This window comes from Legionella sheltonii, assembly GCF_026191355.1.
Classification (GTDB): Bacteria; Pseudomonadota; Gammaproteobacteria; order Legionellales; family Legionellaceae; genus Legionella; species Legionella sheltonii.
On record NZ_JAPHOQ010000018.1, the window covers coordinates 20,788 to 34,664 of the forward strand.

Below are 13,877 nucleotides of genomic sequence, written 5' to 3' on the forward strand. Positions count from 1 at the left end.
TTTATACCCGACGTACTGTGCATAAATCAGGGGACATCGGCGATCAAGAAGACTTTTTTAGAGCTTAAGTCTCCGTAACCTAAGTGCATTAAAAATCACAGAAACAGAACTTAATGCCATCGCGCTTGCGGCGATAATCGGATTAAGTAATAGTCCTGTTAGCGGATACAGCACCCCAGCAGCCAACGGAACGCCTAATCCATTATAAATAAAAGCAAAAAATAAATTCTGCCTGATGTTACTCATGGTAGCACGGGATAGATGATACGCTTTAACGATACCACTCAAATCACCATGCAGCAGGGTAATGCCTGCACTTTCAATTGCAACGTCGGTTCCCGTACCCATGGCAATACCAACATCAGAGATTGCCAAAGCGGGCGCATCATTCACCCCATCACCAGCCATGGCGACAACAAGGCGATTGTTTTTCAATTCACTGACTACACGGCGTTTATCTTCAGGCATAATTTCAGCAATCACCTTGTTGATTCCTAATTGCTTCGCAACAGATTGTGCTGTTTTTTGACTGTCCCCGGTCAACATGTAGATCTCAACCCCATTTTTTTGCAGCGCATCGATAGCCTTAGGGGTACTGGGTTTTATTGGATCTTCAACTGCCAAAATAGCGACTGTTTCACCCGCGATAGCCATAAAAATAACTGTTGCTCCTTGGGCACGTAATTCATCAGCTCGTTCAATAAGTGAGGTTTGAGCACTTCCATATTCCTGCATCAACTGCAGATTTCCAAGTGCAACAGAGGATTCATTGACCTTTGCAATAACCCCTTTCCCGGGGATCGATTCAAAATTCATTACCGTACTTAGTGGCAACTGTTTTTCTTTTGCAGCAGTAATAATTGCATGAGCCAGTGGATGCTCACTATGATGTTCCATGGTAGCTGCTAAAGTGAGTATTTCATCCGTTTCGAATTCTTTATCCGTAATAATTTGGGTTAGTTTGGGACGGCCCAACGTCAGCGTACCTGTTTTGTCGACAACAAGTACCTGAACCTTTTCCATTTGTTCGAGTGCTTCTGCATTTTTGACCAATACTCCATTCTGCGCCCCTTTACCCACACCAACCATAATGGACATCGGTGTTGCTAAACCTAACGCGCAAGGACAAGCAATAATGAGTACTGAAACTGCCGCAAGCAAAGCATAGCTCAATGTGGGTTGAGGACCAAAGAAAAACCAAATGAGGAATGCCAATACTGCGATGACAATCACTGCAGGTACAAACCAACCCGAAACAATATCAGCTAAGCGTTGAATGGGGGCACGGCTGCGTTGTGCTTCACTCACCATACGTACAATATGCGATAGCATGGTGTCACTGCCAATATGTTCTGCCTTCATCACGAAGCTGCCATTTTGGTTAATAGTCGCACCGATCACCTTGAATCCCACCTCTTTGCTTATTGGCATCGATTCCCCAGTCACCATTGATTCGTCCACATAACTATGCCCTTCGAGTACTTCGCCATCCACGGGAATTTTTTCACCAGGCCGAACCCGAAGCTTATCGCCAACCTGAACCTGCTCTAGGGTTACTTCCTCCTCATTGCCATTTGGGTCAATTCGCCGCGCACGTTCAGGAGCTAAATTCAATAAAGCTCGAATCGCACCGCCTGTTTGTTCTCGAGCTTTCAATTCCAATACCTGTCCAAGCAACACCAAAGTGGTAATCACGGCAGCGGCTTCAAAATACACATTGATTAATCCTTGATGACGAAAAGCAGCGGGAAAAATACCTGGAAATACCAAAGCAATGGTACTGTAAATCCAGGCGACGCCAATTCCCATGGAAATGAGGGTAAACATATTCAGTTGACGTGTTTTCAATGAGAGAATTCCACGCTGGAAAAAAGGTAAGCCACACCATAAAACTACAGGTGTAGCCAATACAAATTGAATCCAGACGGAACTATTTGCCGAGATCAAATCTTGGAATATGTGCCCGCCCATTTCGAGTACAAACACCGGAATACTTAAAATAAGAGCCAGCCAAAATCGATGCCTCATACTTTTGTACTCAGGATTTTCTTGTTCTACTGAAACCGTTTCCGGTTCTAAAGCCATACCACAAATTGGACAGTTTCCGGGTCCGGATTGACGAATCTCCGGATGCATAGGACAAGTATAAATTCCAGTTTTAACTCCATGTGCATCTGGAGCATGGTGCTGATGCATCTTATGGTGTTGGTGACACCCTTGATGAACATTTACTGGTTCCGAACGATGTTCCTGATGTTGATGTTCGTGCTCACAATGTCCGTGTTTCATCTTTCACTGATCCTTTATCTATGCCATGTACTCTAGTGCAATCCCTCACCTACCCCTCTCCCACTTGTGGGAAAGGGGCGTTTTAAAAGTGGGGATGTCTACCATTAAGTTTAGCAGCTCCCTTCTCCCCTTGGGGAGAAGGTGCCCGTTAGAGCGGATGAGGGTACCAATTACCGAATTAAATCCTCAATAGTCCAATCATCGTGTTCCAAGACTTTTGCGATCACCTGATTCAATTCCCGCGCAATTAATTCTTTACACTCGGTCGTTACTGGACCATTAATCGAAATTAAATACTCTCCTTGCTGATTTCTTGAAAATAAGACCCATAGAGAACGATTATTTACAGGGCGATCCTCACTTCCAAAATGATTCGCATACTGAAATTTAAGATTCGTCAAACTACTATCAGGAGCTGCCTTACTGAAAAAGGAAGGGGTAATGTTCATGAGAACGCGTAACCGCTCCGGTTTTTGCAAAGGCCTTTTGCGATTAAATAATTTATTGAATTTTCTTTTAAGTGAGGTATTGAAACTAATGACTTCAGCCCAGCTTAGGTACTTAAGATAGAAATCAACCATCAATGAATTAAGCTTCGTTTTCCTAAATTGTTTCATTAATTGCAGTCTATTCCACCTATAAAATAAATAATGGCTTATTGTGAATCCCGAATATTTAAACTCACTGTTTTTAATGATATGCGAGCATTTTTGAAAAGAAGCCGTTTTTAATTGTTGTTCCTCAATCGATTTAATCAATTCAATAAAGTGATCTTGCTTATCCAGGGTACTATTTAGCCGTTTATACTCTGAGAACATGCCGACAATAGACTTGTATTGGCTCCCCTCCCTACCACTATGGATCAGAATAAAAGGGATTTTCTTTTGCTGACTTAACTTATAAAAAACAATATGACATGCAGCAATTAACCCAAGACTGACATTCATATTTTGAGTCCTATGCCATTCAATAAACTGTTCGGCCTTATGCGAATCAATAGGATAATGGAATAAATACTTTTTCTGACTGTCTATAGGCATAAAGTATTTAGGTCCTAGGTACAGCATTTTAAAGCCCTTGTTATAATTCTGCCAAAACTTAATTTTGTGTTTTAAATTTGCTGCATACAGATGATTACTTTTTTTGACATAATTGAGATAGGAATCTCTTTCTGGTTCCAAAATCAATTCCTGACCCTGGGCCAACGCTTCATAGCATTTTTTAAATTGACTCAATATATAATCACATGAGGGTCCATCAACGATGATATGAGGGATTATCATGTGCAATTCGTGCAAATCACTGTTGATTCTATAGAGATAGACCCTAATGAGTGGCTGTTGGGTTAATGGGATTTCATGCCTCATATTATTTTGAAATTCCTGATTAAGCTCCGTCTCTTCATTATTCAGGGAAATGTCTTTATAGATTAATTCAAATTGTCCTTTGTTCCTCAATACTTGAATCGGCACTTCCTTGTCAAATTGCAACCAAAAGGCGCTATTTTGTTTTACAACTGCATCAAATGCCTGAGCAACATAATCCTTATTCAGCTTACCTTGAATCTGTAATTGTGTGCCAATATTATAGGGATAACCGAGTCTATTGAGCACCCAAAAAACATATTGAAAATCACATAAAGGAACTTCCTCACCGACTGTATTTACAGCCATTTGCTGTTCTGTTTTATTATCAAAATCAAATACATTTTGTAATTCATTCGCTATATTTTTAGCAATCTTGCCCACACTGGGATCATTAATAAAATATTCAATGGATAAGTTCAGGGTGGGACATTGCAATTTATCATGAATGCGATTGCGAATTTCAATTGCCATCAGTGAGTCCAAACCCAAAGAGAACAATCCATCATTGACCTTAATCTGTTCTACATCGTCCAAACCGAGAACCTCGGCAGCAATTTCACGCAAAGCTTGGCTCAATATGGGGATACTTTCTTCCTTGGAATGCTGACGAAGCGAATTTAAAAAATGCTGATCAACTGGATGAGCCTGTTTCATCAGCTCTGCGAGCCATGCCTGCTTGGGCGAGTATTTAAAATAAATATCCCAATTAATCGGGCATACAGCAATTTGCGCTAACTCGCTTTTTAACAAAACATCAAGAACATCGATACTGTCTTTATCTAACAAGGAAAAGCCACGTTGTTGCATTGCCTGTCCTAGGTTTGCGCTCATTCCCATTGAGTGAAACGGCCCCCAATTAATGGTCAATGCAGGCAACCCTTGTTGTTGTCTAAGGTAAGCTAATCCATCCAAAAATCCATTGGCAGCCACATAGTTAGCTTGTCCTCTGGCACCAAGTATGGACGCTGAGGATGAAAATAAAACGAATAAATCCAGTGGAATATCTTTGGTTAACTGATGCAAAATCAATGCACTGTCCATTTTAGCACTGAGTACGCTTTGCATCTCCTCATCTGTTAAATTAACCAATAAACCATCTTGCACAATGCCGGCAAGATGAAAAACACCTTGCAAGCGTTTGGCGCTTTGTTCAATCTCTGCAATGAGGTGCTCCATTTGCTGATAGTTACTGGCATCTGCCTGATAATGTTTAATAAAAACTTGTTTTTTACGAGCACGATCAATCAATAGTTTGATTTCGGGGGAACATTCAGACCGGCTAGTAATCACAATATCATGTGCCCCTCGACGCATGAGATACTCAATTAATGATTTTGCCAAAGCACCTGTACCGCCTGTGATCAAATAAGTTGCATCACTTTTAAATAACATCTCTTGTTGGGGCACATTTGCAGAAAACGGCGCTTTCTTTAATCTAGGAATATAAAACGTCTCACGGATTGCAAATTGATTTTCAGCGCTGTTAGTAGCAAAAAGATACTTTAATATCTCGGGCAAAGTACTCGCCGTCCCTAAATCGATTGCATAATTATTAATGAGTTCAAGCTCATTACTAAAAGTTTTCCAAAAAGCACAAGCCATGGTGTGGTAAGGGTTTACCTTATCGGTTTCATGAATCGAATAAGCATTTTCAGTGACTAATATGAAGCGATTAGGTCGTGACCTAAACATCTTTTGACAACAATGAAACAGATCATGGAATTGACTTTGATTGTATAAAAAAACGATGTTTTTATTTTCAATAGGTCCTAACTCATTGGCATCTTGAATCAGCTGATAATCCAGATCACCCAATACTGCCTTTGCTTTATCGGGATCATTTGCAATGACCACTAACTCAGGAAACGGTGTTTGAGTCAACACGTTGAGCTTGAGGGGACTCCATCGGATTTGATACAGGTACTGGAGATAGGATTCATAAGGTATGAAATGACTTTGCGTCACTTTTCTGAGTTTAAACTTTTCAATTTCACCAATCAGCAACCCCGAATTATCATAAAATTTGATATCGAAACACAATTCATGTTCATGTTCAGACACTCTTTGAACTACATGGAGCCACATGCTGCGAGGGGCTTCCTGGATTGTCGTCATTCGTGCAAATGTATAAGGCACATAAACAGTGTGCTCATCATGATTCATTTTGAATAACAAAATACTTTGCATCATGCCATCAAGCAAAATAGGGGGATAATAATAGTTAACACTTTGACAGTTTTTAGTCATTACTACCTTAGAAAGAACACCATCTGCATGAATGTAACTCTCTTGGAGAACACGTAAATCATCGCCATAAAATACGGCATGCTTTTTAAAATGTTCATAAATTTGTGATGCATCAAATTGCCGTTCAGATGATGATTTTAAATCATAAAAATCAAGAGAATCCGATATAGCCGGTACCTGCGAATTGATTTCCATTTCAGAAAATAATTGCCAATTATCCTCTTGTTTGGCAAAAATATTGATTTTATATTGTTCGTCATTTTTCGGTTTCGCATGCAATTGAAACTCTTGTTCGTGTTTCGGATACAATGGACGTTCAATATGAAAGTGTTCAATTGAAAAAGCATGATGCTTCAATACAAACTTGGCTGCCGACAAACCCGATTCAATAAATGCTGTCGCCGGAAAAATGACCTTGTCAAAAATAAAATTTTGATTGATATACGTTAACTTTTCTAAATCCAGCTTGTTGCTGAATAAAAATTCATTACCGGGCATCGAGAACATCTGCCCTAAAAGAGGATGTACCACATCAGCTGAGGGGCGGCTCGAAGTGCTTTTATCAATCCAAAATTCAACCGGATCAAATACATAATTAGGTAAGTTAATTTTGTTACATTCATAACCCCTGTTTTTATAGTATAAAGCCCAGTCAACGTGTTTGCCCTGCATATAGTCTGTCAGCACCGACTGAAGCATGGGCTCATTTTGCACTTCAATAGTGCTGTTTTTTCCGTGTGATAGTGCAAACTGTCCTGTTTCTAATAAGTGACTTGCCTCTTGGGCATTATGGGCTACTAAAGCTAATCGATAGAGCTGCTGAGCGCGACATGTTGCTGCAGTAAAACAAATATCACCAAAATCATCTTGTGTTGTTGCCAAATACTGCTGATAACTTTGAGCTAAATGCTCCAGGGATACTTGCGAATTGGCAGAAAGAATCAATAATTCGACTTTGGTCGATTGAGTTGGCTTTGGTTCTACGGGTTTAGGAAACTCTTGTAAAATAACATGTGCGTTAGTGCCACTAAAACCAAAAGCATTGACCCCGGCACATCTTAATTTAGAGCCCGAATTCCAATCGATTTTTTGCACAGCAAGAAGGGTATCACCCAAATGAATGTGGGGGTTTAATTTTTTAAAATGGAGCAACTTATAAATTTTTTTCTTTTGTAAGCTCAGCACTGTTTTAATCACACTCGCCACGCCAGCAGCACTTTCAAGATGGCCAATGTTGGTTTTAACCGCACCAAGATATAAAGGATTATCCTGAGAATGTTCTTTTCCATAAACTTGGTTGATTGCATGAACTTCTATGGGATCCCCCAAAGAGGTACCCGTTCCATGCGCTTCAATGTAGCTGATATCACTCGCAGATAAATCCGTTTGACTTAACGCCTTCATCATGACCTCTTCCTGGCTTTTGCCATTAGGAACGGTCAATCCCGCAGATCGTCCATCATTATTTACCGCGGAAGCTTTAATGACCGCCAAAATGTTGTCTTTATCACGGATTGCATCCGATAGTCTTTTAAGAAAAAGCACTCCACAGCCTTCTGCACGGGCATATCCATCGGCTTGTTCATCAAAAGTTTTACAGTGACCATCAGGAGCTAAAGCTTTGGCTTTACATAAAGTGATATTCGACTCAGGTAATAACAGTACATTGACCCCACCAGCTAATGCGTAATCAATTTCCCGATTTTTTAAACTCTGACATGCATAATGAATGGCAACTAAAGAGGAAGAACAGGCAGTATCCACACTGATTGATGGACCTTTAAAATCAAAAGTATATGCTACTCGGCCTGGAATAAGATTGGAGACATTCCCTGTAATCGAGTAGACACTTAATTCTTCATTAGAGAAACCTGATTTCTCCAATTGCGCATAATATTCATTGGGACCTACACCGGCAAAAACTCCGGTCAAACTGCCACGTAGTGACTCAGGCAAATAATTTGCGTTTTCAAAAGCCTTATAAGAGCACTCTAAAAAGATGCGTTGTTGAGGCTCCATTAATTTTGCTTCGCGAGGGCTAATACCAAAAAAGCTTGCATCAAAACATTTAATATTTTCGATTAATCCGAGTTTATTGACATAAGATTTTCCTGGCGCATCCATATCTGGATCATAGTATTTTTGATTATCCCAACGCTCAAGTGGAATATCTCTCATGCCACTTTTTCCCTCGTCAAGCAAAGTTTCAAATGCTGCAATATTGGGCGCATTAGGAAAGGTACAACTCATACCAATGATAGCGATTGAATCCTCTTCTTTTCCAACTACAGGCTTGGAAGCTGGCTGAGTAATTAAATACTTATTGAGTTCTGAAGCAATATGCAAGGCCAGTTTGTTAATGGATGGGTAATCAAAACCAATGGTCGCCGTTACTTTAAGGGTTGGTGCCAGTTTTTCCTTAAGTTTGCTTGCCAGCTCAGTAATCATCAATGAATCGAAACCCAGCTCAAAAAATCCCTCATCCTCATCCAACTCGTCTGCGTTGGTTATTTCAAGAATCTCATTACAAATAGCACATATCATATCTTTGCAAGCCTGGAAGCGATTTTCTTCTCTCGTTTCCAGATAATCATTTAGCCATGAAGATAAATTTTTATGGGCAAACTGCTCTGCTGCATTCAGCTCATCCCCTAAATGTTTATGAAAAGCAGGTACGGGCTTGGAAACAAAGTCCAGCATGAACTTGAGGTATTCCGGTGAAATAATGGCTGCGTGGCTTAGCTGATCATTGATGAGAATTTTAATGAAGGCATGACCTTGCTCGTTACTTATTAAGGATTGCTTCAAACCTTGATCTTGGGAGCGTTTTTTTGCCATCCCTACTTCGCCCCAAGGCCCCCATTCAATCGCAGTTCCGACCATCCCCAAACGTTGACGCTCAGCAATCAAAGCATCTATGAAACTGTTGGTGCCGCTGTAAACGGATTCTTTATTACTTCCGAACACTGAGGAAATTGAAGAATAGACAACAAAGAAATCCAAATCGAGGTTTTTACTCAACTCATGCAAATACCAGCTGCCTTGTACTTTGGCAGCAAATAAATAATCGACATCGTTATCTTTATGTTCGAGTAATGGCGCCTTAATTGCTGCTCCGGCAGCATGAATAATGCCTTTGAGCAGCCCATCCGCATTCAATTCTAAAAGTAAGTGACGCATGTTTTTTTTGTCAGTCACATCGACACTGACCGTACGAATGGTTCGCCCTGTATAATTGTATTGAATTTTTTTGATTGCTTCTTTTACCGCAGGTTTATCCGGATTTCTTGAGGTCAGGATAACCTCTCTTGCACCTGCAGAAAGTAACGCTTGTGCCGTGACCAGACCTAAACCACCACAACCACCGGTGATCAGATAACGACCTTCACCATATAAAGAGGGCCTTCTGTCCAATAATTTGGTTTTTTTCAAACGGGCAACGAACCGTTTGCCTTCACGATAAGCCACAACATGCTCATACCATTGATCATAATTATGCTTGATTTCATCGACGACTTGCCCAGCATAATCTTCATCTTCCGTTTTTTCTGCATCAATTAAAATGGTATTGAATTGAGGTAACTCTAAAACCAAAGTTCGGCAGAAGCCAATCAGGGGACTATCATTCAGATTAAGCGCACCTGCTGCGAGTTCAGGGATTGCATTCGTGGTAAGGACGATTAATTGCAATTGAATGCTTTTGTTATTGAGCTCTTTAACTAATGCTAATAGTTTTTTTATCGTGTTCTTTTGAAAATCAATACTGGCTTCAATATCTGCTGCCGAGGGAGAATCCAATCCCATCGCAAAAATAATTCCATCCAAATGTTCTAAGGGAAGATTCTCTTCCTCTGGAATAATGTCTAATCCCTGCGCGCCAAGACGAGGAGCAAGTTGTCGCGCACCTATCAGAAGCCAGTTATTACCCTGTGTTTTGCGATTAGTGCGAGTACACAGTTGTTGTTGCCACTGTAATTGAAAACACCAATCTTGAGGCATATGGATGTCTTTTATTTTGTCTTTCGTTTCAAACCAATGTTCTTCACGATCAAACTCATATAAAGGGAGGTTGACTTTGATAAATTGGGTATTCAGCGACTGATAAAAATCAGTCCAATTGATCATAAAGCCCGCTTGATAATCAGCCTGTAATTGCGCCAGTGATTTTGGTTGTTGTGAGGAGAAGGGATTGTTTTTTTCTTTTTTGATCGAATAGATCGTGTATTCATTTTTTTCAATAAGCACAGCCGCTTCGTTTGCTGTGCTTGCTTGAATTGCGACTCGAAATAAAAAATGGTTTCGACACGTTGCTGCGGTATAGCAAATATCTGCAAATTCCTCATGGGTATTGGCTAAATATTTTTGATAACTTGCTAAAAGTAATTCAAGTGCCGTTTTACTTTTTGCGGAAAGCACTAACAGAGACTCTTGGGGAAGTATGCGCCTTTCTATTGTTCTTACCGGAGCTTCTTGCATCACGATATGTGCATTGGCACCACTAAACCCAAATGAACTCACCCCGGCACACCGTAAACCTCCCTCCTTCGGCCAATCCATAGTACTCAACGGAATGACTGTATTTTTTAGCTCGATGGCAGGATTCAATTTTTTAAAGTTAAGGTGTTTAAATAATTGATGCGTTTGTAAACTTAGAATGGCTTTTATCACACCAGCCACACCCGAGGCACTTTCGGAATGGCCTATATTCGTTTTTACCGAGCTAATATAAAGAGGTTTCTCTTCGCTATGGTACTCACTAAAAATTTTACTCAAGGCATTTGCTTCGATAGGATCAGCCAGCGGCGTACCCGTACCATGTGCTTCGATGTAATCAATGTCTGCAGGCGATAGCTTTGCTTTGGCCAGCGCGCTTCGAATTACCTCTTCCTGAGCAATACCATTAGGAACAGTAAAACCACCACTTTTACCGTCACTATTAATCGAGGTTCCTTTAATTACTGCAAGAATCGTATCATTTTCTTTTAAAGCAGTACTTAATCGTTTCAAAACAATAACACCGCATCCCTCACTACGCGCATATCCATCTGCATCCTCACTGAAGGTTTTACAACGGCTTTCAGGAGATAACATTCTGGCTTTTGAAAGGGTAATGTTAGAATCCGGAGCCAGTAAGATATTCACTCCACCCGCAAGGGCCATATCACAATCGCCATTTTGCAAACTCAAACATGCATCATGAATCGCAGTCATCGATGAAGAACATGCCGTATCAATTGCTTGTATGGGTCCATGAAAATCAAATGCATAAGCCACTCGACCGGGCATCGCATTTAAGACATTTCCGGTTGCAAAATAAATATTAAGATCATCCAAACCGACGCCAAGACCCGCCAATAATCGGGGGTACTCATTGGTACCGCAACCAACAAAAACCCCAGTTTTACTGTCTTTAATCGCAGCCAGGGATAAATTGGCGTTCTCCAAAGCATGATAGCTCGTCTCCATGAATACCCGTAATTGGGGCGACATGAGCTTCGCTTCACGTGGGCTGATATTAAAAAAATCTGCATCAAATGTTTTGATATGTTCAATTAGACCAAGTTGCTTGATATAAAGTCGCCCTAAAGCATTTACATCAGGATCGTAAAATTTTTCATTATCCCATCGTTCCAACGGGATATCAGCCATACCACTTTCGCCGCGCTCTAATAAGGATAAAAACGCATCAATATTTTCTGCTTTGGGAAAACGGCAACTCATTCCAATGATCGCAATAGGTTCATTATTGAGTACATTGACAGTGGGTTGTCGATAAACTGGCTCTGGCATCTGGATTTGTTGTAGGTGTCTGGCCAGCTTATCCAAAGTTAGAAAAGCGGGAATTGCCATTTTATAGGAGAAAAGCGCATAAACACTTTGCTCGAGTTCGGATAGTAACTCCTGGTTGAACCCTAAAGAGCCGAAATCCTGATACTCCTCAATGTGTTCATTTTTTAAAAGAGATTGTATTTGAGCGGCAAGTTTTTCTTTAATCGTTTCTATTTGTTGTTCTTTGGGTTGCAGAAATAAATTATTTAACCCACTCTTGGTTCTTGACTCATGCCAATAGGGCTTTCTATCAAAATAATAAAGTGGTAAATCTGTTTTATTAAATGGAACATGATCTGGATCGATTTTTATATTAAATCCTGCAAGATATGCCTCATATATCTGATGTGCATCAGGAGCTACTGTTTGTAGCTCTTTTTTTACAGCGATCTTGCGCAACTCAAAATCGTCAGACTCAATCTTTTGGATCAAGGTTTCTTTATCTCGAGTAACAATCGCACAACGATATTTAAAATGATCGCGACAGCTGATGAGTGTAAAACAAATATCATGCAAACTCGTCGGCGTCTCTCGAAGATATAGTGCATAACGCGCCAACATTTGCCTTAATGAATACTCACTATTTGCTGAAACAACAAAACATTTTTCTTGCCCATCATCTAATGATGCAGATGGTAAGTCATCATGAGCTGCTTCTTCAATGATGACACTTACATTGGTTCCACTAAATCCGAAGTTAGATATCTGTACCTGCCTCTTTTTATTTTTTTGCTTCTTAAATGCAATTGCTTTCACCGGTAAAAGTGCAGGTATACTTTCAGGATCTATAGTTTTGTTGGGTTTCGTATAATGTAAATTGGCTGGAATTGTTTCATGCTTTAATGCGCCAATTGCTTTAATCAGTGATGCAACCCCTGATGATGAAATACTGTGACCTATATTACTTTTTACTGCGCCAATAATCAGAGGCTTATCTTGAGTATGATGCCCTTTATGGATCTGTTGTATTGCATTAAACTCAACTGAATCACCAACAACCGTACCCGTTCCATGAGCTTCAATATAATCAATATCACTTGGCGTTAAATGAGCTTGTGCCAGCACTTCGTGGTGGAGCGCAATTTGTGACTTAATATTTGGAGCCACCAAAATCGTCCCATCATCACCATCCTGATTCATGACAATACTTTTGAGTACCGCATGGATTGTGTCTTGATCTTTGATCGCATCACTTAAGCGTTTTACAATAACAACGCCACACCCTTCGCTTCGTACATAACCATCAGCATTTATATCAAAACTGCTGCATTGATCCCGCGCAGATAGCATGTTTGCTTTAGTCACACTGATAAAGCTTTCAGGACACAGGCTTAGATGAATGCCACCGACAATCGCCATAGAACATTGCTTCGTTCTCAACGAGCTTGCAGCAACATAAAGCGCTGCCAATGAAGAAGAACAGGCTGTATCTACAGCCATACTAGGGCCTTTTAAATTGAGAAAGTGCGAAAGTCTTCCTGCAGCAGCACTGCTGGCTGCACCAATCTGGGTATACGCATTAAACTCGATATTGTCTTTATAATTGAGTTGGCTGTAATCCTGAGTTGAACAACCATAGAATACCCCGGCATTTGAATTATTTAATGAGTGCAGTGGAATGTTGGCATGATTTAAAGCACGAATCGCTACTTCTAAAAAAAGACGATGTTGGGGATCCATTTGTTTGGCTTCGATTGCAGATATTTTAAAAAAAGATGCATCGAACAACTGAGGATTATTAAGAAAACCGCCTTTACGACTAATTATTTTATCGGGTTTCTCACGATCAGGATCATAATACTCATCAACATCCCAACGATCCTTTGGCATTTCTCTAATAGGCGAAAGCCCCTTGAGCAGCATCGCATAAAATGCCTCAACATCTTCCACATCCGAATCAACACCAGGAAATTGGCAATTCATTCCAATGATTGCAAGAGGTTCATTGAGAATGTCTTTTAGATTAAGTTCCTGGTTTTTTTTCACCACTTTAAAATACTCCCATACCACCAGAGACAATACCATTAAGTTTAATGGCGATGAACACCAGAGGCAGTGCACAAAATAAAAATAAAAAATAGCAATAATAAGGACTTATAACAAGACACTGAATTTTTGCGTGATAGGACAAATATACTTTGATTT

General features: G+C 40.2%; 2 protein-coding genes. Both read right to left on the bottom strand.

The genetic code is table 11. The features are described from left to right. Positions 1 to 57 precede the first annotated feature (57 nt). Positions 58 to 2,289, bottom strand: a complete 2,232-nt coding sequence (locus OQJ26_RS17480; protein ID WP_265704987.1) for a copper-transporting P-type ATPase — start codon at positions 2,287 to 2,289, stop codon at positions 58 to 60. 170 nt (positions 2,290 to 2,459) lie between these two features. After that, positions 2,460 to 13,721 (bottom strand): SDR family NAD(P)-dependent oxidoreductase, encoded by an 11,262-nt coding sequence (locus OQJ26_RS17485; RefSeq protein WP_416209971.1) that lies wholly within the window; start codon positions 13,719 to 13,721, stop codon positions 2,460 to 2,462. Positions 13,722 to 13,877 lie beyond the last annotated feature (156 nt).